Source organism: Chondromyces crocatus (genome assembly GCF_001189295.1).
Taxonomy (GTDB): Bacteria; Myxococcota_A; Polyangia; order Polyangiales; family Polyangiaceae; genus Chondromyces; species Chondromyces crocatus.
Genome location: NZ_CP012159.1, coordinates 7,851,395 through 7,875,839 on the forward strand (window position 1 = coordinate 7,851,395; position 24,445 = coordinate 7,875,839).

General features: G+C 70.2%; 17 protein-coding genes and 1 pseudogene. 10 read left to right on the plus strand and 8 right to left on the minus strand.

Features of this window, described 5'->3' with window-relative positions; translation table 11 throughout:
- Positions 1-390: 390 nt before the first annotated feature.
- Positions 391-1,854, plus strand: coding sequence for a hypothetical protein (locus tag CMC5_RS28215; protein WP_156338910.1), 1,464 nt, complete (start codon positions 391-393; stop codon positions 1,852-1,854).
- A gap of 52 nt (positions 1,855-1,906) precedes the next feature.
- On the opposite strand, the gene CMC5_RS28220 is transcribed toward CMC5_RS28215, so the two are convergent.
- From CMC5_RS28220 to CMC5_RS28240, 6 genes and pseudogenes are all read right to left on the minus strand, one after another.
- Positions 1,907-2,236 (minus strand): hypothetical protein, encoded by a 330-nt coding sequence (locus CMC5_RS28220; protein WP_050433305.1) that lies wholly within the window; start codon positions 2,234-2,236, stop codon positions 1,907-1,909.
- A 121-nt stretch (positions 2,237-2,357) separates the two neighbouring features.
- Positions 2,358-2,939 carry a DNA-3-methyladenine glycosylase I gene (locus tag CMC5_RS28225; protein WP_050433306.1) on the minus strand — a complete coding sequence of 194 codons (582 nt, stop codon included), beginning with the start codon at positions 2,937-2,939 and terminating at the stop codon, positions 2,358-2,360.
- Between the two features lie 62 nt (positions 2,940-3,001).
- The gene (locus tag CMC5_RS47910; protein ID WP_050433307.1) at positions 3,002-4,060 is read right to left on the minus strand and encodes an aldo/keto reductase; all 1,059 of its coding nucleotides are present in this window, start codon (positions 4,058-4,060) and stop codon (positions 3,002-3,004) included.
- Between the two features lie 191 nt (positions 4,061-4,251).
- Positions 4,252-4,854, minus strand: a pseudogene (locus tag CMC5_RS47915) (helix-turn-helix transcriptional regulator); the annotation flags it as partial.
- A 99-nt stretch (positions 4,855-4,953) separates the two neighbouring features.
- A complete protein-coding gene (locus CMC5_RS28235; RefSeq protein WP_050433308.1) occupies positions 4,954-5,649 on the minus strand; it encodes an alpha/beta fold hydrolase in 696 nt (231 codons plus the stop codon).
- Between the two features lie 396 nt (positions 5,650-6,045).
- A complete protein-coding gene (locus tag CMC5_RS28240; protein WP_169796687.1) occupies positions 6,046-6,462 on the minus strand; it encodes a DUF4259 domain-containing protein in 417 nt (138 codons plus the stop codon).
- A gap of 131 nt (positions 6,463-6,593) precedes the next feature.
- Here CMC5_RS28240 and CMC5_RS28245 point away from each other — a divergent pair, with 131 nt between their 5' ends.
- The 3 genes from CMC5_RS28245 to CMC5_RS28255 all read left to right on the plus strand — a co-directional run bounded on the left by CMC5_RS28245 (position 6,594) and on the right by CMC5_RS28255 (position 9,056).
- Entirely contained in the window at positions 6,594-7,280 is a 687-nt protein-coding gene (locus CMC5_RS28245; RefSeq protein WP_050433310.1) for a histidine phosphatase family protein, read from the plus strand.
- Between the two features lie 50 nt (positions 7,281-7,330).
- On the plus strand, positions 7,331-8,290 hold the full coding sequence (locus CMC5_RS28250) for a hypothetical protein (protein ID WP_050433311.1): 960 nt from the start codon (positions 7,331-7,333) through the stop codon (positions 8,288-8,290).
- 148 nt (positions 8,291-8,438) lie between these two features.
- Complete coding sequence (locus tag CMC5_RS28255; RefSeq protein WP_050436177.1) at positions 8,439-9,056, plus strand: RraA family protein; 618 nt, start codon at positions 8,439-8,441, stop codon at positions 9,054-9,056.
- Here the strand turns inward: CMC5_RS28255 and CMC5_RS28260 are convergent.
- Positions 9,053-10,159: an isopenicillin N synthase family dioxygenase gene (locus CMC5_RS28260; RefSeq protein WP_050433312.1), complete on the minus strand. Its 1,107-nt coding sequence runs from the start codon at positions 10,157-10,159 to the stop codon at positions 9,053-9,055. The genes CMC5_RS28255 and CMC5_RS28260 overlap by 4 nt on opposite strands.
- A 446-nt stretch (positions 10,160-10,605) precedes the next feature.
- On the opposite strand from CMC5_RS28260, the gene CMC5_RS28265 reads away from it, so the two are divergent.
- The 3 genes from CMC5_RS28265 to CMC5_RS28275 all read left to right on the plus strand — a co-directional run bounded on the left by CMC5_RS28265 (position 10,606) and on the right by CMC5_RS28275 (position 14,113).
- On the plus strand, positions 10,606-12,273 hold the full coding sequence (locus CMC5_RS28265; RefSeq protein WP_050433313.1) for an amidase: 1,668 nt from the start codon (positions 10,606-10,608) through the stop codon (positions 12,271-12,273).
- Between the two features lie 128 nt (positions 12,274-12,401).
- Positions 12,402-13,199, plus strand: a complete 798-nt coding sequence (locus tag CMC5_RS28270) for a hypothetical protein (RefSeq protein ID WP_050433314.1) — start codon at positions 12,402-12,404, stop codon at positions 13,197-13,199.
- Positions 13,200-13,201: 2 nt separating this feature from the next.
- Entirely contained in the window at positions 13,202-14,113 is a 912-nt protein-coding gene (locus tag CMC5_RS28275) for a hypothetical protein (protein WP_050433315.1), read from the plus strand.
- A gap of 549 nt (positions 14,114-14,662) precedes the next feature.
- Here CMC5_RS28275 and ftsH read toward each other — a convergent pair.
- Entirely contained in the window at positions 14,663-16,483 is a 1,821-nt protein-coding gene (gene ftsH / locus CMC5_RS28280; RefSeq protein ID WP_050433316.1) for an ATP-dependent zinc metalloprotease FtsH, read from the minus strand.
- Positions 16,484-17,010: 527 nt separating this feature from the next.
- Here ftsH and CMC5_RS28285 point away from each other — a divergent pair.
- The 3 genes from CMC5_RS28285 to CMC5_RS28295 are packed head-to-tail and all read left to right on the plus strand — an operon-like array spanning position 17,011 to position 24,445.
- Positions 17,011-21,558 carry a serine/threonine-protein kinase gene (locus CMC5_RS28285; protein WP_050433317.1) on the plus strand — a complete coding sequence of 1,516 codons (4,548 nt, stop codon included), beginning with the start codon at positions 17,011-17,013 and terminating at the stop codon, positions 21,556-21,558.
- A complete protein-coding gene (locus CMC5_RS28290; protein ID WP_050436178.1) occupies positions 21,555-22,835 on the plus strand; it encodes a patatin-like phospholipase family protein in 1,281 nt (426 codons plus the stop codon). The genes CMC5_RS28285 and CMC5_RS28290 overlap by 4 nt, the downstream gene beginning before the upstream one ends.
- 20 nt (positions 22,836-22,855) lie before the next feature.
- The gene (locus CMC5_RS28295) at positions 22,856-24,445 is read left to right on the plus strand and encodes a serine/threonine-protein kinase (protein WP_169796688.1); all 1,590 of its coding nucleotides are present in this window, start codon (positions 22,856-22,858) and stop codon (positions 24,443-24,445) included.

A 24,445-nucleotide genomic window follows, 5' to 3' on the forward strand; every position in this document is an offset into this window, starting at 1 on the left:
GTGAGGCCATCACCCCCAGGTGAACACCGTGATGGCGCAGCGACGCCAGGGTCGGCTGCCCACATGCCTCTGCGAAGGCGAGCGCGCCTTCGTTGCTCCCGCATGCATCGACGGCCCCCGTGCCTGAACGCTCCACCCTGCGCGTCACAGGAGAAAGCGCTCAACATCATTCTGGACTTGACGCCAGTGAGAGGCGAGGATGACGCAACTGGATAAAGATGCGGGTCGTCACACCCTCCTCTCGATCTGGACCGAACGCAGGACGAGCCGTTCGCAACCTGGCACCTGGAGAGACACATCGTGGGATGGCGGAAGGCTGATCAGATGGGCATGGACGCCGCGAGAATGAAGTCCGAATCGATCGAACCGCCTCACCCGAACGCACGCACGATGAGCACGCACACACGGCCTGGGACGCACGGTCTGCTGATTGTCGCCCTCGCGTCTGCATTGCAAGCCACAGCGTGCAAGAAAGAGAAAGACGATACCCCGCTCAACGTGCCCCCGGCGCGCGGGACCGCGTCGTCGGACGAGCTCTCCACGGCGATAGGCCAGGCTCGCGCGCTCAGCGCCGATCAGGCCCCCACGTCGACGAAGTGGAAGCAGGTGGTGGTGCTCGACGACAAGCGCGCCGTGCTCATCGGCGAGCTGGTCACCGAGACGATCGCCTTGACCACCGACAATGCAGGGCGGACCTGGCGCACCTTGCGTCTGCCGCGGGAAGGATGGTCCACCTGGGCGGTCGGCATGGATGGCACCACGGCAGCGCTCCTCGGCCCACGCGTTGCCGCAAAGGCGGCCAACGACCCGCGCGCGGGAGCGCCGCCTCCGCAGCAAGCTGGTGTCGTGGAGGAGGCGATCCGGGTCACCTTCGCAGCCCCCGATGCGCCGCAGTTGACCGCCCTGAACCCGCTCGTCCTTCCCCCCCGCAAGACGGGCAATCCGCTCGGCGAGAGCCTCTTTGCCGGCGTCTTCGGGCCGGAGCGACTCGGCGTCCTGTTCCAGCAGGCGCCCCGCAACTGGGTGGTGCTGTTCGGTGGGATCGCCGGCTCGGAGGACCTCGCCCCGGTGAAACTGCCCCCTGCAGAGACACCGCTTCCATCCCCGTACGGCAGGCCGCCCATGCTGCTGAGCAGCCAGGGGCGATCGCTCCTCATGCGGCCGTTCCCGGAGCCCGACAAGCCGCTCGAGCCGCCCCGGAAGATCGAGCAGATCGCGGCGACGCCCCAGCTCTTGAAGCAACTCGCGACGCCTCCCTCCTGCGAGATGAGCGAGTGGTCCCTCAAGCTCATCGATCAACCTCGACCCGCCGTGCTGGCCGTCTCGCCCAGCAAGACCGGCGTCGTCGCCTTGCCCTCGAAGACCCCGCCGAACGCGACCATCGGCTGCGCCAGCCAGCGGATGGTCGTCGAGGTCGAAGACCCGACACCGCTCGATCCCGGAGATCCCACCGCAAAGAAAGGACCGCCTCCGCGCACGCTCGCCCTGTGCAACGTGGAAGGCGAGCCGTGCGTCGTCCCCAAGCAGCGACCGTTCCGCCCCTGGGTCGAACCTCATGAGTACGTCACCGTCAGTGCACCGACGGCGCAAGGGGCCGTGGCGGTCATGACCGCACGAGCGCCCGCGCGGTGGGGCCTCTACATGGCGCAGTCGCTCGATGGCGGTCACGTCTACGAGCTGCCGCGCGTGATCGGTGAGGGCAACAGCGACCGAGGAAAGATCGACATCGGGGCGGTCGTCTCCTTCGGCTCGCGCGTGCTGCTGCTGCTCGAGGCCGAGGTGGCCGGCACCTCACGCCGGAGCTGGTATGTCACTGCGTCGAACGACGGCGGCGTGAGCTGGGGCATCCCCTGAGCTGAGTCCTGGTCGCCGGGGGGGACCAGCATCGGCTCGCCGAGATCCAACATCAGTGTTGCGAGACGCCGAAACCGAGCCGACGCAGCTGCTCGGCGAGACGGGCCTCGATGTCCTCAGCCTTGGCCCGAGAGAACGCGTATTTCCCCTGCGCAAGATCGTGGCGAAGTCTCTTTGCGCCGTGCTTCCGGACAGCGCGTGCCTGCGTCCAGGTACCATTGAGGTGATCGGCGTACCGCTCCTCGATCGTCTTTCCCGTGCTACCGACGTAGAGGCAGGGTTTTCGTGGATCGCGAAGCTCATGCTCGAATGCAGGGTCGAGCCGCGCGGATGATCCTAACTCGATGACATAGATCCAGAACTTCGGCGGGCTGTCTGTCATGGGCCTGGCAGTGGGCGACGACGAGAAGCCTCGATCTCGACGCTGGTTCGCCCCTCCATCGCCGGGATCGTTCCGGAGGGAGCTTAGCCGTTCTCGATCGGAGCGAGAAGTCGGACCCCACTCACCGCGCCTTCCCCTTCGGGGGGCTGCGGCGGAAGCAATCGACGAGGTGGTCGTCGACGATGCCCACGGCCTGCATCCAGGCGTACACGATGACCGGGCCGGCGAACTTGAAGCCCCGCTTCTTCAAGGCCGCGGACATCTCTTCGGAGATGGGCGTTTTTGCAGGCACCTCGCGGATGGTGGTCCAGGCGTTGCGGATCGTCTTGCCCCCCGTGAAGCGCCAGACGAAGGCCGAGAAGTCGTCTCCAGCGGCCTGCATGGACTCGTAGACCCGGGCGTTGCTGATGACGGCCTCGATCTTGGCGCGGGAGCGAACGATCCCGGGATCGACGAGCAACCGGTTCACGTCGTCGGGGCCGTAGCGGGCCACGACGGCCGGGTCGAAGCCCTCGAAGGCGCGGCGGAAGGCGTCGCGTTTGCGGAGGATGGTGATCCAGGCAAGGCCGGCCTGGAAGCCGTCGAGCATCAGTTTCTCCCAGAGGGCTCGGCCGTCGCGCTCGGGGAAACCCCACTCTTCGTCGTGGTAGGCGCGGAGAAGAGGGTCGCCTTCGCACCAGGCGCAGCGGGTCAGTGTTTTCATGATCGCGTGGGTGCAGCGTAGCGGGGAAGGAGGGGGTACGGGTCGTCCGGGCGTCGTCGCCTTCAAGCGATCGCGCGACCAGGGAAGTCGATCTGGTCCCAGCGGCCGCCGGTCATGATGGCGCGGGACTGCGGAGCAGCGAGCAGCTCGTGGGGGTAGCCGAGCGGGACGGCGCTCACCTCGTCCAGACGGCGCACCTGCTCCGAGGTCAAGGTGAGGGTGGCGGCGGCGAGGTTGTCGTCGAGCTGGGCACGGGTGCGCGGGCCAAGCACAGGGAGGACGCCCTTGGCCCGGACCCAGGCGATCGCGACCTGGCCCGGGCTCACACCGAGCTCTTCACCGATGGCGAGGAGGGCGTCGAGCACGGGGACCTGCTGCGGGGCGCTCTCGTGGAAGAGGATGTCCTTGAAGGCGGTGTCCTTGAAGCCGGTGGCACGGCCCGTCTCGCCCCGGCGGGACTTGCCCGTGAGCAAGCCGCCGGCGAGAGGGGACCAACCCATCACCCCGAGACCGAACGCCTCGGCCATGGGAAGGATCTCTCGCTCGGTGGTGCGCTGGAGCAGGCTGTACTCGACCTGAATGGCTGCGATGGGGGTCCAGCCGCGCAGGTCCGCGGTGCGCACGGCGGTGGCGGTCCGCCAGGCGGCGAAGTTGGAGAGGCCGGCGTAGACGATCTTGCCAGCGCTGACGAGATCGTCGAAACCGCGGACGATCTCGTCGAGCGGGGTCACGCCGTCGTCCATGTGGACGAAGTAGAGGTCGATCCGGTCCGTCTTCAGGCGCTTCAAGCTGTCCTCGACCGACTGCACCATGACCTTGCGGCTGTTGCCGAGAACGCCGAGCGAGGGCTCGCGGACGGCGCTGCTGCTGAACTTCGAGGCGAGGACGACGTCGTTGCGCCGAGGCCCGACGATCTCACCGATCAAGGTCTCGGACTGGCCGAGCTGGTAGTTGTCGGCGGTGTCGATGAAGTTACCGCCTGCGTCGAGGTAGCCTTCCAGAATGCGGCGGGCTTCGTCCGGCTCGGCGCCGTAGCCGTGCGCGGTACCGAACATGCCGCCGCCGAGGGCCAGCTCCGAGACCTTGAGGCCAGTGCGCTGGCCGAGCATTCTGTATCGCATGAGAACCTCCGGGTGCGGATTCGCTCCTCGCCGACCACGCCGAGCCACCATTCGCGCTTGGCGCGCTCGGCCGCGAGGGGGGCGAACTTCACGCGCGCCCGGGTGGGCGTGTCGGGCATCTTGCTGCGCACGAACGCCTCGATGTGGAAACCTTCCCGCGGGGCGAAGGTCTCGTCGAGCACGGTGACCTGACGCATCCGGTCGGTCCTGAAGTCGTGGTAGTCACCCTGCGTGCGGCACCACGCGATCAAGTGCCAGCGAGCGAAGCAGTAGACGAGGCCGAGCGGCTCCACGGTCCGCCCCGTAGGCTCGGATTTCCCGCCGTCCCGGTAGTGAAGCCGCACCACCTGACGGTGAGCGAGGGCTTGCTGGAGAGGACCGAGATCGGCCTGCGACGGCGGCGTCTCACCCATGTACGCGCCGAGGTTGCGCTCCAGGGTGGCGACACGCTCCTGGTGGTCGCGAGACAAGGTGGCGCGGATCTTCAGGAGCGCCGCGTCCATCCCGGCTCGGAGCGAGGCGTCCGTGAAGTGCGCGACCAGCACGCCACCGGTCACGAGGGCGCTCGCCTCCTCGACGGTGAAGCTCACCGGGGGCAGGTGGTAGCCCTTCATGAGCGTGTACCCGACGCCGGCCTCGGCGGCGATGGGGACGCCGGCCTCTCCCAGGGCGGCGAGATCGCGGTAGATGGTGCGGACGCTCAGGCCGAAGTGACGCGCCATCTCCTCCGCGGTCGTGAACCGCCGCGACTGGAGGAAGACGATGAGCGCCAGCAGGCGATCGACGCGGTTCACGAGGGCCCGGTTAGACCGTCGACGCGCGCGGAGCAACGCGGCCGTACCACAGACCCCAGAGGCCGGACGCCGCCCACCGAGGAGCGGCTTGGCCGGGCTCTACCGCGCGACCGCGTTCGCCGCTTCGAGGATCACCGCCGCCACCTCCGCCGGCTTCGAGCGCTGCGGGACATGGCTCGTCGGCAGCTCCACCGTCCGGGCGTTCATGCGCTGGGCAAGAGCGCGCAGCAAGTCCGGCGGGAGCGCGCGGTCCTCGGAGGCCACGATGTACCAGGAGGGCTTCACCGCCCAGGCGGTCCGGGTCACGCGCGCTTCGAAGCACCCGCCGTGGATGGGGCACTGCGTCGCCGCCATGATCCTGACCTCCTCGGCCGAGACGTCTTGCGCGTAGTCCTCGGCCATGCCCTTCAGCGGAAGGTAGAGAAACCCGTGCGTGTCCTGGGTGGCTTTCATGATGCACGGGCTGAGCGGATAGCCCTGCATCACGTCGGCACAGGACTGACCCGCCGCTGGCGCGAGCGCGGCCACGAAGACGAGCGCCGCGACCTTGTCGTGCTCCCCGGCCTCGGTGATCACCGCACCACCATAGGAGTGCCCCACCAGGATCACCTTCCCTTCCGCGAGCGCGATGGCGCGGTTCACGGCGGCGACATCCTCCGCCAGCGAGAGCAGCGGGTTCTGCACCGAGACGACCTGCAGCCCCTTCGCGTGAAGATGGGGGATGACCTTGTTCCACGCAGAACCGTCCGAGAACGCGCCATGAACGAGGATGATCGTGGGATCCGAAGTCGCCATGCTGCCCTCCTGCTCGACTGAACCATGCCCTTGCCGCTCACCGCCCTGCCTCGGCCACGCGGTCCCGGCAGGTCGGCGGTGGCCCTGCGGCTCGGGCGCTCGCACCCGCGAAGCAGGACCTCGATCTGCACGGAGACGAGACGATCGAAGGATCGAGGGACTGGCAGCGCTGGACCGCTGCCCTGACGTGGCGCCTTGTGCGCCCGAGCCGTGTCCGACGCCCCTCTTCCCCCCATCGGCGTGCCCCGAGGCAGGGCCGCTCGCGATCGAGTCTATGCGCCCCCTCGGCACCTTGAACAGGCCGGATCGCTACGCGCGTCGCAGCGCATCGAGCAGGTCCGCCGGGACGCACCGGTGCTCCGGCGACGGACGGATCGGGACGCGGGACGCAGGAGGTCAGTCGTCGTCTTCGCTGGGAGCGAGGCGGGCGAGCAGCTCGCCGAGGTTCGCGCGCCAGGGGTTGTCCTGCGGCTCCTGGCCCGGTTCCCGCAGCGACTTCAGCTCGGACGAGGTGAGGACGCGCGTGACGGCGCGGTGCGCCAAGGGGACGAGATCCTGAGCGAGCGCGCGCGGATAGGAGGCGAGCCAGGCCCGCGCGTCGTTGTTCAGGCGCTCGAGGCCCTTGCCATATCCGGCCGCGACGATCTCCGCCGCCGCGAGCGCCGTCGAGGCGTCATCGACATCGATGTACTCGTTCGCGTCGGCCTCGGCGACGGCCTCCAGGGCGGCTCGAAGGTCGGACTCGCTCCCGAGATCCAGCAGCCAGTCGAGCGCCGAATCGTTCTCGAAACTCCTGTGACCCCACGCTCCCATGGGAGAGCATGTGTACACGAACGGCGACCCCATGACAATCGACCGGCAGGCCGTGCAGCGGCCCGATCGCGCGCTCCTTCTCGCAACCGCGCGACACGACGTCGACTGGGTGAAGCTACGGAGGAGCTGCGATGACGACGAGGATCTTTCTGGTCCGTCACGGGGCGACGGTCCTCACGGCGGAGGATCGTTTCGCGGGAGAGACGAACGTCGCGCTGTCGGACGAAGGTCGCGCCCAGGCGCGCAAGCTGGGGGCACGGCTCGCGGCGGAGCCACTCCGCGCAGCGTATGCGAGCCCCCTCGATCGGTGCCTGGACACGGCGCGCGCCGTGGCGTCTCTGCACGGGCTCGACGTCCAGGCGCGCGACGCACTGCGCGAGATCTCGCACGGGCGGTGGGAGCAGCAGACGCGGCGCGAGGTGGAGCAGCGCTACCCGGAGGAGTACGCGCGGTGGGAGGAGGATCCGTACACGTTCGCGCCCGAGGGTGGTGAGACCGGCCTCTGCGTGACGGCGCGCGCGCTGCCCGCGCTGCTGGCCATCGTCGAGGCCCACCCGGGGGAGCAGGTGCTGGTGGTCTCCCACAAGGCGACCATCCGGCTGCTGCTCAGCGCGGTGCTCGGGATCGATCCGAGGGCTTACCGCGATCGGCTGGACCAGGGTCCAGCGGCGCTGAACATCGTCGACTTCAAGGGACCGACGCGGGCCCGGCTCACGCTGTTCAACGACACGTCGCACTGCGCGACGGAGGCCTCGGAGCTCCCCGCGCTGCCCTCCGGGCGGCTGTCCCGGTGGTGGGATCCGCCGGCGTCGGGGTAGCGCTCACCCCCCACGACAGACGGGGCGCGGGGAATGCTACTTTGGAGCGCATGCTCTGCTCCGCTCGATCCAGCGCACACGCTGGCCTCGTCGCGCTCGCGATCTTCGGGCTCCTCGCAGGCTGTGCGTCCACGCCCGCCTCCACGCCGGCGGCCGACTCGGCGACGGTGGACCTTCGACAGACGCTCCCGAAGGTCGGCGTGCTCGACGAGCCCAGAGAGCCAGAGCTGTTGCTCTGGGGTCACGAGGAAGGCGGTCCGTTCGCCACCTACCGCGTGTCGGCGGACGGGGCGATGCTGGGCGTGGAGAATGGCATCTTCATCGCGACGGCGCGTGGTGAGTGGGGCTGGACGGTCGAGGAGAAGCCGGCGCGTACCCTGTCCTGCCATCAGAACGTCGAGAAGTTCGACGAGGAGGGCGGGAAGGTGTTGCGGGCGGTCGCAGCGCTCCGGGACGGGAGCCACCCGCAGGTGGTGGTGAGCGAGGCGATCCCCCCCTCCGACGACGCCGGCCCCTTCGAGCAATCGGTGAGCTTGCTGGGGAGTCTCGGGCCGTACCTGTTCGTTCAGGAGCGGGTCACCCTGTTCGGGTGCGGGAAGAACCTTCGAGAAACGGTCGCATTCCGCGTGTGGGATCTCGAAGGCGCCGTGTGGAACGGATGGCGCACCGAGCTGACCGGCGTTCCCGCTCTCCAGCAGGAGGTCCGGTCCAAGCTGGACGAGCGGCTCGATGACCTGCGGGACGACGACCCACGTTCGATCGTTCCTGAGCTGACGCAGTTCAGGCCCAGCTACGGCGCTTCCGGACGCCTCGGCTTCCAGTTGCTGTTCACGCGCCCGACGCTGGAGTCGTACCACGACACCCAGTGGTCCTTTCCGTCGGAGTCGATGGAACTCGCGTCCGAGGGGCTCCCCGAACGCTTCGCGGCGTGGTCGCAGCTCCCCGCGGGGATCACACGATTCCTCGCGGCGCACCCCCGCATTTTCCTCGACGGCTGGTCCACCCGCTGAGTCGGGCGACGCGGACCGCCGGCGAACAACCCAGAGAGGAGCAGCCCACCCGACCCGGCGCGACGCTGCTGTGGACGAAGACGGCCAGGTGTTCCTGGCGCCGCGCCCGGGGGATCGGTCACGCTCTCCAGCGGAGGAGGGAGCCCCCATGGACGTGAGTGTCTTCGCCAAGCTGAGCCCGACGACGTTCGCCGACGTGCTGTCGCGGGATCGGGTCATGGATCATGGCATCCGCCCGCTCTGGCAGCCCATGCCGCGCCTGGTGGGCGTCGCCTATCCCGTCGGTTGCCCCGCGGGAGACAACCTCATGCTCCACGTGGCGCTGCACCGCGCGCCGCCCGGGAGCGTGCTCGTGGTCCAGGCCGGGGACTGCAACTGGGCGATGGCGGGCGGGAACGTCTGCGCCTACGCGCAAGAGCGAGGGATCGCGGGGCTCGTGGTGGATGGTGTGGTCCGCGATCTGGCCGAGATCCGGGAGAACCGGTTCCCCGTGTTCGCGCGCGGCGTGCTCCCCATCCCGGCCCCACGGCGGAAGCTCGGGACGCTGGACGCACCGATCGACTGCGGCAGTGTACGCGTCGAGCCCGGCGACATCGTGGTCGCCGACGAGGAAGGCGTGGTCGTGGTGCGGCGCGCGGAGGCGGAGGAGGTGCTGCGAAAGGCCGAGGCGAGGGCCGCCAGTGAGGCGGCGCTGACCCTGGATGCGTGGGCGTCGGAGCACCAGGCCAAGATCGACGCGGTGCTGAAGTCGCTCGGGGTGAGCTAGCTCGTCGCGACGCTCGCGTCGTCGGTGCGCATGCGGTTCAGCCGGTCGTAGTGGCGGTAGCCGAGCTGATCGAGGGCGCTCGATGGGGCCAGGCCGATGTCGACCAGGGTCTTGATGTCGTAGGTGCCCGCGAGGACCGGGGGGGCGTAGCTCTGGATGGCCGCCGGCGTACGGAGCTTCGGGAGCGGGAAGAGGACGGAGCTGGTGTGGACGTGCATGAAGTGCGCGGCCGACTGGCGCTGCCACCCGGGGACCCCCGGCGCCGTGATCACGTGCGGCGTCGCGAGGAAGGTGCCGCCCGTGAGGATCTCCAGCTGCTGTCCGACCTGCGCGACGATGCAGCCCGGAGGCGCAGACCCACGCACCAGGCGGCCATTGGGCTCGTCGGGAGTGGCGCGGGTGCGGAGATAGAGGCCGCTCTTGCTGTCCGGCTGGGACGCGGGGCGCCCCTCGGGATCGAGGAAGCGCCCTCCCGGCAGGAGCGTGAGCAGGTTGAAGTCCGTGTGCTCCTCACCCCACAGGATCCCCGTGTTCACCTGCGAGGCGTCGAGGGGGAGGTACTGGAGCGCGCGGGTGACATGGGGCGCGCGCTCGCACAGCGACGTGAACGCCGCCTTGTCGAGGCCGAGGGCGATGGCCGCAGCAGACAGGAGCGCGAGGCCCGCGTCGTGGAGCGCGCGGCCCATCGTCAGCAGACCTTCCTTGAAGTACGGCGGCGCGTCTTCCGGCCAGAGGTTCTCCGGGTAGAGCTGGGGAAACTCGAGGGGAGACAGGTCGTCGGTCGGCAAGGGCGCGGCGAAGTAGCACTCCTTGAAGTCGGGCTGACCGTTGCCCGCGACGGCGACCTCGGTGTTCGGCGGCGTCCAGCCGCGCTGGTACCAGAGGTCGGCGCGTCCATAGGGGCGCTTTTGCTCGACGGGCCGCGCGACGAAGTCGCCGAACGCGTCGTAGAAGCGGCTGAGTGCCTGCGCATCGACCCCGTGGTTCTGCACGTACACGAGGCCGAAGGTGCCGAACGCCTGGCGGAGCGCCTCGGCCCCCTGCGCCACGCGGGAGGGGTCGCTGGAGGAGAGATCGTTGAGATCGACGGTAGGGATGTTCATGGGCTCGGAGCTGGGCGGCCGTGTAGCGCGGCTCGCCCTCGGATCGCAACGGCGTGCGCGCCGCGACGCAGCAAGGGCGTGGGCAACCCCACGGTCGAGCGCACGCGCTCCCGCTCAGGTCGTCGGGTCGAGGTGTAGCTCCGCCGAATTTCTCCCGGTAGCGTGGTGATCCACGGTGTGGAGACCTCCGGCTCCCCGTCCTCGGGGCAGCCGGTACGAGCGCCACGAGATGGACATCGACGCTTCCCACGAGGTCTTCTCTGGCAGCGGGGTGCATGGCGGGTGCAAGGCGCCGTTGCGACGCGTTCGCGGCGCGCACGAACCGGACGATGCGTGGGCCCGGCGATGCGCAAGGACGGCTTGATGTCTCGACGTTCCAGAGGGCCCGCGAGGAGGGCGTGATGCCCTGACGTTCCAGGGGACGATCGCGCTACCCTCCCCGTCCCATGCCAGGTTCGATCCCCCGTATTTCCGGTCGTGCTCTCACCGCCGCACGGATCGCCGCCGAGTCCCCTGCCACCGCGCTCGCCGTCCGGGAGGTGCTCAAGCAAGGCCTCGGCATCTCCGCGCTCGCCCAGCTCCCGCACGAAGCGCGCGCCGAGATCCTGCCCAGCGATCATCGGCCGCTCCAGGCGAGACCGGCTCGCGCGCTGCCGGAAGAGATGGTGCCGCTGCCGGCCCCCCAGGGGTTCCGCTCCTCGGCCGAGATCCAGGCGGCGCTGCGTGAAGGTCGCGTCTCGGTCCCGGAGGTGACGGAGCGCGCCCTCTCCGCCCTCGACGCGATGCGCGCACGGCGACCGTCGATGAACGTGCTCGCGGCGAGCGATCCGGTGGAGGTGCGAGCGCAGGCAGCGGCCGCTGCGGAGCGCCACGCCCGAGGCGCTGCGCGCGGACCGCTCGATGGGGTGCCCGTGCTCATCAAGGACGAGCTGAACATGGCAGGGTTGCCCACGCGGCAAGGGTCGCGCTGCACGCCGGAAGGGCCCCAGGCGCACGACGCCACGGTGGTGGCCCGGCTGCGAGAGGCAGGCGCGATCCTGCTGGGGAAGACCGTGATGACCGAGTGGGGGATGTCGCCGATCGGAGCGAACGTGAACTCGGTCATGCCGCGGAACCCTCACCACGGGGAGCGCGCCGCGGGAGGCTCGTCCACGGGCTCCGCGGTCGGCGTGGCGCTCGGCGTGGCGCCGCTCGCGGTGGGGACCGACGCGGGGGGATCGATCCGCCTGCCAGCTTCGCTGTGCGGGGTCTTCGGGCTGAAGCCGACCTACGGGCGTGTCAGCCGCTCGGGGGGTCTGATCGGCGGGTCGGTGACGCACGTGGGCCCGATCGCGGCGAGCGTCACGGATCTGGCGACGCTGCTCGATGTGGTGGCGTCGGCGCCGGATCCCACCGACGTGACGACGGCCTGGGCACCACCACCGCCAGCGCGAGGCTTCGCGGCCGGGTTCGGGCGAGGGGCGCGAGGGCTGCGGATCGGGGTGCTCGAGTCGGAGTGGCGCGACGCGAACGACGACGTGACCTCGGCCTGCTGGGAGGCGCTCCGCGCGCTGGAGCGTGAGGGCGCGGAACTCGTGGACGTCAGCGTCCCGCTCTCGCGCTCGGCGGCAGCGATCGGCTACGTGACCGTGGTGCCGGAGGTGCTGGCCGAGCGGCGAGAGGACTGGCTGGTGCGGCGCCACGTGCTCACCGACGATCTGCGGCTCTCGCTGGCAGTCGCCGCGGGGCTGAGCGCGCTGGAGCACCTCGACGGTCAGAAGCTCCGGGCGCGGCTCCGGGAGCAGGTGGCGGCAACGCTCCGCGACGTGGATCTGCTGGTGTTGCCCACGGCGGGAGGTGGGGCGCCACGGTACACGGACGCGGACGCGCGGGAGAGCTTCGGCGATCCAGGGGCGATCGATGCGCTCTGTCGGTTCGCGTTCCTCGCCAACCTGACGGGGCTCCCCGCGGGGACGGCGCCCGTGGGGGTGGACCGCGAGGGGATCCCCATCGGGCTCCAGGTCATGGGCGATGCCTGGGACGAGGTCGGGGTGCTCGGGCTCCTCGCGCACCTCGCGCGCGTCGGGATAGCGACGCCGATCCGCTCGCCGTTTGCGGTCGATCTGCTGGGCTGACGCGACCTGCCGAGAGAGCATGCCGCGACGGGACCGTGCTCCGCACGAGTGCGCGTCGTGCTCGCTCCATGTGCAGCACCCGAAGACCGTCTATCAGAATGAACCCACCTCGCTCACGAAGGGTCAGCTTGTTCTTCTTCACTCCCCCATCGCTCCCACGAACGCTCGCCGCGCTCGTGGCCCTCGCGCTCCTGTCGGTGACGGGCGCGGCGTCCGCGCAGCTCCCGTGCATTCCTGGCTTCTGTCCGCAGACGGTGGCAGCCCCCCAGCGACCTCCACCTCACACGCCCCAGCTCGAGCAAGCGACCCGCGCCCGGTACGAAGCCGAGGCCCGCGTCAAGCTGGAGGCGGAGGCACGGCAGGAGGCAGAGAGCGAGGTCCACGAGGAGCGCCGCCGCGCCTGGATCGCGCGGGGGGTGGTGCCACCGCCGCTCCCCCCGCCGATCAAGCTGCCCATGGTGGAGGTCTTCGTCGGCGCACGCCAGCTCATCGGGACGCTGAAGCCGTCGCTGTTCCAGATCGGCGTGACGGCGGGAGCGCGGCTGCGCCTCCGTGAGCCACTGGCGTTCGAGCTGTCCACCTCCTACGGCGTCTTCGATTTCCGAGACGACACGATCCGGGTGACGGCCATCCAGCCTTCGGTGCTGCTGATGTGGCGAAATCCAGGGCTCGATGGCTACCTGCGCTCGGGCTTCGAGGTGACGATCCCGATCCGGGACATGCCCGACGTGCCCGATGTCTTTCTCGGCGCACACCTCGGCGGTGGGTTCCAGTTCCACGCCGTGCGGATCGGCCGAGGCGGGTTCGTGGGCGGGTTCCTCGAGGCTCGCCTGCACCTGCGGGGGGACGTCGGTGGGGAGCTGGTGAACCTGCCGACGCCGCATGGCGCCATCGAGATGGTGTTCGGCCCGAGCATGGGGTTCTGACGATGATAAGACGCGCACATCTCTCGGGTCTCGCCACCCTCCTCGCCCTCTGCAGCGCGACGGCCGCGGCCTCGGCGCAAAAGCAGCCCTGCATCCCTCCGTTCTGCTTCGAAGGCGGGGTCGTGATCAGGCCGCCGCCGGTCCACGTGCCGACGCCGCAGATCGATCTGGAGGCGCAGGCGCGCGCTGCTGCCGAAGCCCGCGCGCGCGCCGAAGCCGAGGCGCGTGCGCGCGCCGAAGCGGCGCTGAGGGCCGAGTGGGAAGCCCACTTCGAGTGGGAGGCACGGATACGCCTCGAGGCCGAGGTGCGCATCCGCGCCGATCTCAAGGCGCGCCTCGCGATCGAGGCGCGTGGGAGGCCCGATCCCTACCACGGCGTCCCGTCCCCGGTGAGCGGCTGGTCCGGGCCCCCTTCCGTGAGGTATCCGCGGGTCGAGCTGGGCATCCTCGCCTTCTGCGCGGGCGTGTGGAGCGGCTCCGGAAAACCGTTCCACATCGGCTACTGCCCGTCCTACCGGATCCGTGTCAACAAGCGGTGGGGCTTCGCCCTCGACCCCACGGTCCTGCTCATGAAGCACGAGCGCCTCCAGTTCAACACACTCGGCTTGCATCCAGGCGCGTTCGTCTCGCTGGTGCACGGGAAAAACGAGATCGTCGCCTCGCACCTCTTCGCTTTGGCGGGCCTCGACGCGTGGTTCCCGGCGAACGTGCAGGAGAGGATGCCGGACGCCTTCCTGGGCGGGCACACCGGCCTGGGCGTGCACCTCGCCGACGGAAACCTCCAGATCGGCGCCGAAGCGCGCTTGCAGATGCGGGGCGGCGTGGGAGACAACCCGGAGCGACCCGCCTCCAACATGAACCAGTTCCGCATCGGGGGAGAGGTGCGCTTTCAGCTCGCGATGATCGGGTTTTGACCCCTGCGCCTCCCGGCTTCGGGAGGTGTATTCCCTCGGAGCAACGCGCCTCCCGGCTGCGGGAGGTGTACTCCCTCGGAGCAACGCTCCTCCCGAAACGTCGGGGCGCGCGTTCCCCAGCGCAACGCACCCGCCGAAACCTCGGGGCGTGCATTCCCTCGGTGCAACGCACCCGCCGAAACTTCGGGGCGTGCATTCCCTCAGTGCAACGCGCCTGCCGAACCTTCGGGGCGTGCATTCCCTCAGTGCAACGCACCCGCCGAAATTTCGGGGCGTGCATTCCCTCAGTGCAACGCACCCGCCGAAATTTCGGGGGCGTGTGTTTCCTCAGTGCAACGCACCCGCCGAAATTTCGGGGCGCGTGTTTCCTCAGTGCAACGCACCCGCCGACGTCCAGAAAGTGAACTTTCTTACACTATCGAGGCGCGTCGGATGTCCTCGGTGAACGGCGAGTGGGCGGAAAGGAGAACCGCCCCCTCCCGTGGTGTCGCGCCCCCGAAGGGATGACGACGGCGACGGGCGGAGGCGGTCGGGTGAGCGCTCAGGCGATCAGGCAGCGCGGGACACGGCCGGCGCGGACGCGGGCGCGGGCGCGGGCGAGCGCCGGTCCGCCGGGAAGCAGGCGTAGATCTCGTCGGCGTCCAGCGTCTCTTGCTCCAGCAGCCCCTTGACCAGGGCATCGATCTCGGCGCGCCGCACCTCGACCATCTGCACGGCGCGGGCGAGCTGGGCTTCCACGATGGTGCGCGCCGTCTCTTCCACGCGATCGAGGAGCGCCTGGCTCCGGCCGTGGGTATCTCCACCGAGGCCGATGGGCCCGAGGTCGCTCATCCCGAACTCCGCGACCATGCGCCGCGCGAGCGACGCCGCCCGCTGGATGTCGTCGGAGGCGCCGGCGGTCATGGTGCCGAGGACGACGATCTCCGCGGCGCGGCCGCCCATGAGCAGGCAGATCTGGTCCTCCAGGAACTCCTTCCGGACCATGAGCCGGTCCTTCTCGGGCAGCGCTTGCGTCACGCCCAAGGCGCGGCCACGCGGCAGGATGGAGACCTTGTGGATCGGGTCGGTGCCGGGAGCCAGCAGGGCGACGGTGACGTGGCCAGCCTCGTGGACCGCGGTGGCGTAGCGCTCCTCCTCGTCGACGAGCACGTTCTTGCGTTCGAGGCCCATCAGCACCCGGTCGCGGGCGCGATCGATGTGCTCATGCCGCACCGACTCGGCGCCCTCGCGGGTGGCCATGATGGCCGCCTCGTTGAGCAGGTTGGCCAGCTCCGCGCCCGAGAACCCCGGCGTGCAGCGCGCGATCCGGGCGAGGTCGACCTCCTGCCCGAGGGCGATGGGGCGCGAGTGCACGTGGAGGATCTCCTCGCGTCCACGCACGTCCGGGAGGGGCACCACCACCTGGCGATCGAAGCGGCCAGGGCGCAGGAGGGCGGGGTCGAGCACGTCGACCCGGTTGGTCGAGGCGATCACCACGATGCCCACCGTGTGATCGAAGCCGTCCATCTCGACGAGGAGCTGGTTCAGCGTCTGGTCGTGATCGGCGGCGGCCGAGTCGCCGTTGCGACCGCGCGCACGCCCCACGGCGTCGATCTCGTCGATGAACACGATGCAGGGAGCGACCTTGCGCGCCTCGGCGAAGAGAGCCCTGACGCGCGAAGCGCCCACGCCGACGAACATCTCCTGGAAGCTCGAACCGGAGGCGGAGAGGAACGGGACGCCCGCCTCGGTGGCCACGGCGCGGGCGAGGAGCGTCTTGCCCGTCCCCGGGTCGCCCGTCATGAGCACGCCCCGGGGAGCACGTCCGCCGAGCCGCGCGAACTTCTCCGGGTCCTTGAGGAACTCGACGGTCTCGTTGAGCGACTCTTTCACTTCATCCATGCCAGCGACGTCATCGAAGCGCACCGCCATGCGCTGGAGGCCCTGGCTCAGCTCCGTGAAGTGCCCCTTCTGCCGCTTTCGCTGCACCACGAAGAGGCCGGCGCCCACCATGGCGAGCACCGCGAACGGCCCGAGCATGCCCGCGGCGCGCTCGCCCGAGCTCACGGCCGGCGCGAACTCCACGGCGACGCCCGCTTCGGCGAAGCGGCTGGCGAGTTCCTTGCGCAAGGACTCGTCCGCGACGAGGCCCACGGCCCGCTGTCCGTCAGCCTGCTCGATGAGGAATCGATCACCGTGGATGTCGACCCGTGACGCCCCCGAGCCGGCCGCGATCTGGAGCAGCTCGGTGTAGGTCACGGTCTTCTCACCATTGCCCTGCACGAGCAGGGTCATCATGGCGACGAGAAGAAGGGCGAGGGATCCAATCAGGACGCGCATCCCCGTCCGTCCCGTCACGCGCTTACCGAATCTCGACAGCCAGCTGTTCATGCTCTGCTCCACCCCGCTCTCTGCTCCGGTCACAACCGGCGCAGGCGTCAGGGTAGCGCGCAGGAACCATTCAGGTAGCTCCGCAGGGCACATTTTTTACGGCTCAGGTGGCATAACATTCACACCAAGAAGGGAATGGCCGGAGTTCTGGAGATTCAATCATCCACGGCGGGAAGATCCTGGAATCGTGAGAAGCCAGGCGTGCGCAACCGGTGCACGCCCGGCATGCGGTGACGACACACCTTCCACGGACGTGACGACACCTCCGCGGACGTGACGATACGGCAAGCAGGCTGTGGCGACGCGCGCGGCCAGGCCGTCGACGACCTGCCGCCCAGGGTGTGGCGCTCACCGCAGAAGGTGGGAGGAACAGCCGAGCGAGCCCTCAAGGGACGACACAAAAACGCCGTCTTCTGGCATCCTCATCTCGCAGAACATGATGGCAGGGCGCTACCATGCGCGGGATCGTCCGTCCGACCTGGTGTGGCGCCAGTCACGGCCCGGGCTGCCCGCGTAGAACCGCCCTGATGGCAAAACACCCTTCGCAGCTCGCAGACCTCGAGATCATCCGGCGCATCGGCGCCGGCGGCATGGCCGAGGTCTTCCTCTCCAAGAAGCGCGGCGCCGAGGGGACGTACAAGCTGCTCGTCGCCAAGCGCATCCTGCCAGCGCACGGCGCCTCCAGGCGTTTTCGGGCGATGTTCGTGGAAGAAGCCCACCTCGCCACACGCCTGAACCACCCGAACATCGTCCAGGTCTACGAGTTTTCGGACCACGGCGACGACGGCCTGCTCCTCCTGATGGAGTACGTGGAGGGGTTCGATCTCGGCAAGCTGATGTCCTCGGCCAAGCAGAAGGGGACGAAGGTTCCGCCCTATGTGGCGGCCTTTCTCGTCGCCGAGGCCGCCAAGGGCCTGCACTACGCGCACGAACGGAAGGACGAGGGAGGTGTCCCGCTCGCGATCGTGCATCGGGACGTGTCTCCCCAGAACATCCTGATCTCGTTCGAGGGCGTGGTGAAGATCGCGGACTTCGGGATCGCCAGCGCGAACCTGTTCCGCGAGGAGCCCGGCGTGCTCAAGGGGAAGTTCGGCTACATGTCCCCCGAGCAGGCGCGCGGAGACAAGGTCGATCGCCGCAGCGACATCTACGCGCTGGGCGTGGTGCTCTACGAGCTGCTGACCCTGCGCTCGCCCTACGGCAAGATCGACGACGAGGCGCTCCTGGAAGCCGTCAAGGAAGGGACCTTCGATCCTCCCCAGCTGCACGCGCCCGACGCGCCCCCGGAGCTGGCGGCCATCGTCCAGAAGGCCATGGCACACGACCGGGAGGGTCGGTACCAGACGGCGCGCGATCTGGCGGGTGCGATCGCGCGGGTGCTGCTCGCGAAGCAGGAGCTGGTGGACAGCGCGGCGGTGGAGCAGACGGTGGCCCACCTCCTCGGCCGTGATCTACCGGAAGGCGCGGTGATGCGCGGGGCGCTCACGCACGCGGAGGGGCCACCGGACCAGCCACGCACGATGGCGGCCGTGCCGGCAGCTCGCACCGCCGGGACCGCGGGGACCGAGGGCACGGGGGCGCAGCGCGCGGTGCGCGAGGTGCGGCACGTGGCCGTGGTGACGCTCCGTCTGGACGGCCTCCAGGCGCTGGAGTCGGCCCTGGGGCCAGCCGCGGCGCAGCGCACGGAGCAGTCGATCCGGGCGCTGCTCGACGACATCGGGTTCCGGCGCGGGGCGGTGTGGTCGTGGCAGAGCGCGGCCACGGCGCGGGCGGTGGTGGGGCTGATGGACAACCCGTCGCGCGCGGCGTTCGACGCGGCGTCGCTGGCGATCGATGTCCACGAGGCGCTCGCGGGTGCGTCGGACGATCTGCCCGCGGAGCTGCGCGCGGCGATGGGGATCGTGCGCGGGATCGCCGCAGGTGAGCGCGACAAGGAGGGGCGCCTCATCCACCACGCGCTGCAGGAGCCGGCGAACTTCCTCGCGGAGCGGCTCGGTGAGCGGACGCCCTTCGGTCGCACGTGGGTGGCGGGCGGCGTGTACCGGCTGGTGCGCCGCGACTTCCGCTGGAGTGACGCGCCAGCGCTCGACCTGGAGAACGCGCGCGACTACCCCGTGCCGCAGCAGATGCGCCTGTACGGGCTGGAGCGTCCGCTCACCCGGGAGGAGCGCATCGCGGAGATCGCGCTCGCGCCGACCGATCTCGTGGGGCGCGATGCGGAGCGGGCCGATCTGCACGCGGCTTACCACCGCGCGGTGTCCCCCCCCATCATGGCGCCGACCGAGCTCGCGTCCATCCACGACACCGAGGATCGTCGCTCGCTCCCGCCGCCTCCAGGCTCGGCGCTGCGCGGCGAGTTCGTGGCGAGGGCGCTCGTCGGCGAGATGGGGATCGGCAAGACCGCGCTCACGGCAGCGTTCCTCGCGGAGCTGCCGAGCGACGCGCGGATCCTGCACGTGGAGTGCTCGCCGGTGAAGCAGGAGCTGCCGCTGGCCACGCTCTCCGACGTGCTGCGGGACATCACGGGGATGGGGCTCGAGCACACGCTCGAGGACGCCTCCAGCGTGCTGCGGGGTCTCCTCGGGCCGGCGGCGAGGACGCCGGCCGGTACGCGGATCGTCTCGCGGCTTTCCGAGCTGGTCACTGGCAAGCAGGGGGATCAGCCGGACGAGGATGCGCCGAGCTACGGCCGGGATCTGCTGCTCCGGGGGGTGCGCTACCTGCTCGGCGCGCTGGCGCGACACCAGCCGCTGGTGATCGTGATCGACGGGCTCCAGTGGAGCGATCGTCAGAGTCTGGATCTGATCCAGGAGCTGGTGCGCCGTACGGACGCGCTGCCGATCCTCGCGCTGCTGCTCACGCGGCCCGAGGATCGGGTGAACCCTTTTCTCGAGGGGCTCGTCCGGATCGAGCTGCGAGGGCTGTCTCCCGAGGAGCAGACGCGCCTCGTGGAGGCCCGGCTCGGGGTGCGCGAGGGGGTGGCCGCGGTGTGCGGGGAGCTCTTGCCCCGGGCGTCGGGGAATCCGTTCTTTCTGCTGGAGATGGTCGACGCCCTGCTCGAACGCGGGACGCTCGAGATCGTGGAGCGTGAGAGTGGCGTCCAGGAGCTACGGCGCCACGAGCGGGCAGGCGATCGGGCAGAGAAGCTGCCGTCGACGCTGGAGCAGCTCATCGGCGACAGGCTGCGGGAGCTGCCCCCGGAAGAGCAGGAGGTGGTCCGCTGGCTGGCGGTCGCCGGAGGGCCGCTGCTCGCCGAGGATCTGCTGAACCTGATGCGGCTGGCCAACGACGAGGCCATCGTCCGCCTCTGCGCGCGGGGGCTGTGCGATCGGCGGGCGGGGACGGTGGACTTCCGGCACCCGCTGACGCGGGACGTGGCGTACCTGTCGCTCGATGGCTCGACGCGCGCGCGGATGCACCGGCGCCTGGGCGAGCACCTGTCGACGACGCCGCTCGCGCAGGGGATCTCGGCGGCGATCGTGGCGCAGCACCTCGCCCGCGGGGAGTCTCCCGGGCCCGCGGCGCAGCTCTACCTGGAGGCAGCGTCGGGGGCGAGGATGGGGCACCAGGCGCAGCTCGCCCTGCGTTACTACCAGCGCGCGCTGAAGCTCCTGCCCACCGGCGACAGCCGCCGGATGGTGGCGCACGAGGCGCTGGAGGCCATCTTCCGGCACCTCGGCAAGCGGCGCGAGCGCAAGACGCACCTGACCGCGTTGCGGAAGCTCGCGCGGGAGAGCGGGCAGGCGCGGTGGGTCGCGCTGGCGATGGTGCGCACCGCCCGGCTCGATCTCGACGATGGCCACCTCTCGCGGGGCGCGCCGGTCGCCCAGCGCGCCGCCGAGATCGCGCGCCTCGCGCGGCGTCCGGCGCTCGAGGTCGAGGCGCTCACGAGCCTGTCGGAGATCCTGCGAGAGCTGGGGGACATCCCCGGGGCCTTGAGCGCGAGCGATCGCGCCATCCGGGTCGCCCACAGCGGTGAGCTGACCCCGAGGGCGCGCGCCGAGGTGCTGCGCGCGAAGGGGGTGCTGCTCCGCCGCGTCGGGCGTGTCCACGAGGCGGTCGAGGCCTACGCCGAGGCGATCGCCGTCTTCCGCGCCGTCGGCGCGCGCAGGAGCGAGGCGCGGGCGAAGAACGCGCTGGCCGTGGCGATGCTGGTGCTGGAGCGGTTCGAGGACTCGATCGCCGTCGGGCTGTCGTCGATCTCCATCGATCTCGCCATCGGCGGCCGCTTCCAGATCGCGAAGACGCTGAGCAACATCGGGCAGTCCTACCTGCGGCTCGGTGACATGAACCGGGCGCTCGGCTACCTCAAGCGGGCCCGTGAGGCCCACGAGCGCTACGACGATCAGGACGCCAGGGCGGACACGCTGCTCTGCTCGGCGTGGGTGCTGCTCGAGGGCGGGGATCTGGACGCGGCCCACACGCTCGTCGCCGACGCGGGGGCACTCATCGCCGTGACCGGCAACGTCTACGACATGGTGCACCAGCGCATCCTGCGGTCCTTGCTCGCGCGGGCGCGGGGGGATCTGCGCGCCGCGCTCGCCACCTCCGCCGAGGCCAGGGCGCTCGCGGAGGCGCAGGGGTTCATGAGCTACCACGCCTACGCGACCGCCATCGAGGCGGCCACACGCGCCGACACGAACGATCTCCACGCCGCCGTGCTCCTCGCCCGGACCGCGCTCGGCGCCGTCGAGGCAGGCAGCTCCGAGTACGGCATCGAGATCCGCGATCTCGCCTGCAGCGTGCTCGCGCGGGGAGCGCCGGCCAGCGCCCCCGACGCGTACCACCGCGCCGCGCTGCACATCCGCAAGGTAGCGAGCTACGTGCGCGATCAGCGCCACCGAGAGCTGTTCACCGCGCGCCCGGTGGTGCGCAGGATCCTGGACGCCGATCGGGAGAGCGCCGAGGAGAGCCACGTGGTCGCGCCCGCGCGTGGACGATCCTCGGGGGCGCCCGGTGGCGAGTGGATCCCGGGGGCGAGCGCCGCGGTGTCGAGCAGCGCCCCGGAGCGCGCGCTGTCGTCGGGCGGAGGCGATCCGCGGCGTGGGGTCACGGGCCGAGGAGCCGCGGAGTGAGCGCTTCGCAGGCAGGGGCGCCGTCCCGACGCAAGCTGGCGGTCATCCTGTCCGGTGGGGGCGCGCGCGGGGCTTACGAGGTGGGCGTCCTGTCCTACCTGCTCGACGCGTTCGTCCGCGTGCGGGGCCGTCCCCCGCGCATCGACGTGCTGTGCGGCACCTCGGTCGGGGCCATCAACGCCTGCTTCCTCGCAGCCCACCTGAGCGATCCGACCCTGGGAATCCGGCGGTTGGTCGACCTGTGGAACGACCTCCACCTGGAGGCCGTCCTCGGCTTCGGGGTCCGTCAGGCGCTCTCCTTGCCCAGGCTGTTCTTCGGCGGCGGCGAGGGCGGCGCCGGCATGTTCGACGTCGCGCCCATGGCGCGGCTCATCGAGAAAGAGATCCCCTGGCGCGCCATCGCCCGCACCCTGCGCCACGGGCACCTGTCGGCCCTCAGCGTCTCCGCCACCGAGGTCTCCACGGGGCGTACCGTGATCTTCATGCAGACGGGTCCCGACGGCGCCCTCCCGTCACAGGCCCCGCCGCGCACCGTGATCCGCGGCGCGCACATCGGGCCGCTTCACGCGCTCGCCTCGGCCTCCATCCCCCTGCTCTTCCCGCCCGTGCGCATCGGCAACGAGCTGTTCATGGATGGCGGGATCCGGCAGAACACCCCCATCGCCCCGGCCTTGCGGTTCGGCGCGACCCACGTGCTCGCCATCGGCCTCTCCAGAGAGATCCGCGACATCCACTCCCTGGAGCGAAAGCGCGTCCCCAGGGCGTCCCTGGTCCTGGGCAAGGTGCTGAACGCCTTCCTCCTCGATCACATCCAGTCCGACTTCGAGGTTCTCTCCCGGGTGAACCACATGATCGACGACGGCGAGAAGGCGTTCGGCCCGTCGTTCCTGCCCACGATCAACGCGGCGGCGGTCCAGCGAGGGATGATGCCCTACCGCCGCGTGCAGAGCCTGGTGATCCGCCCTTCGATCGATCTGGGCCGGCTGGCCGCAGCCCACATCCGATCCAGCAAGCTCCGCCATGGGCCGATGGTGACGCGCCAGCTCCTGTCGCTCATGGATGTCGGAGAGGACACCGAGGCGGATCTGGCCAGCTACCTGCTCTTCGATGGCCCCTTCACGCAGAAGCTCATCGCCCTCGGCCGCGCCGACGCGGAGGCGCGCAAGAGCGAGCTGCTGACGTTCTTCGGGAGCGCGCACGAGGACGTGGATCCGCTCCCCTCGGAGCGGGAAGAATGGTCCATCCCGCCGCCCGTGGGGCCCGCGCGGCTCACCTAGAGTCCTGGAAGGCCAGCGGGATGCCTGTGCTATCCTCGGCGCCGATGCTCCCGCCGCCGCGCGGTCCCCGCGCCTCCACCCCGGACCCGACCCTCGGGTTCACGGCCGTGGAGCAACCAGGAGCGGTGCTGGCAGGCAAATTCCAGATCCTCGATCTGCTCGGGCGCGGTGGGATGGGCTCGGTCTGGCGCGCCCAGGATCTCATGCTGGGGCGCCAGGTCGCGATCAAGTTCATCCGGCTGGTGCAGGAACTCGACGAAGACGTCGCCGCCGAGGCGCGGATGCGCTTCGAGCGCGAGGCGCGCGCCGCAGCCCAGCTCCGCACGCGGCACGTCGTGCAGATCTACGAGTACGGGTTTCACGAGGACATCCCGTACATCGTCATGGAAATGCTCGCCGGCGAGACGCTCGCCCAGCGGCTCGAAGACGCCGGGCGCCTCACGCCGATGCAGTCCGCGCGCATCCTCGATCAGGCGGCGCGTGCGCTCGAACTCGCGCACCACGCCGGGATCGTCCACCGCGATCTCAAACCCGCGAACATCTTCCTCGCGCGCGAGGACAACGACGAGATCATCAAGATCCTCGACTTCGGCGTGGCCCAGGCGAGCGGCACCGGGCTCGATGGGAGCCAGACGGCCACGGGGAGGCTGGTCGGCTCACCGTTCTACATGAGCCCCGAGCAAGCGCGCGGGATCAGACCCCTCGATGGGCGCAGCGATCTCTGGAGCCTGGCGGTGATCCTGTTCCGCATGGTCACCGGAGAGAGGGCGTTCTCGGGGGACTCGCTGGGCGCGGTGATGGTGCAGATCCTGAGGGAGCCCATCCCCCTGCCCTCCCGCGTCTTGCCGGAGCTGCCGCCGTCGATGGACGCCTTCTTCGAGCGCGCGTTCTCGCGGGATCGGGATCGCCGGTTCCAGACCGCTGGCGAGATGGCCCAGGCGTTCTCGGCGATCGCCGTCCCCCTCGCCGGGGAGCGCTGGGAGACGACCGGCGCGAGCGGGCTGCACGCGACGACGATGGGCACCCCCCTTTCGCTCTCGCTCCCCAGCGCGGTGAGCACGGCGCCGGCTTCGGGTCCCCTGGCAGGCGCGCCCGTCGTGATGCCAGCGAGCGCCCCGCCTTCGTTCACGGAGCGACCGTCACTGAGCCAGGGCGGAATGACGGGCACGCTCACCCAGGTCCCCTGGTCACCGAGCGTGCGGCGTGCCCTGTGGGCCGCGGCAGGAGCAGGCGTCACGCTGACCGTGACGGGACTCGTGCTGGTCGCCCGGGTGGCGTTCTCGGATCCGCCGCCCGCCGCAACGCAGCAAGGTGCGACGGACTCCGGCGAGCACGGCGCGGCACCGGCGCGATCGGCTTCTCCGACCGCTGACGCGACGACCACGCGATCGACACCGCCCGCACCACCGGTCGACGAAGAGGCCGAACCGGTCGATCCGCACATCCAGGCCGCACCGTCGGCAGAATCGGCCAGTACCGCCACCCCTGCCACGAACACGGCAGTGAAAATCGACGATCTCCCCCCGGTCTCGACCGCAACCGCCGCCTCGACGCCAGCCTCGCAACCCGTGCGGCCCTCCCCCCCGAAGCGCAAGCCGAAATGGTATTGA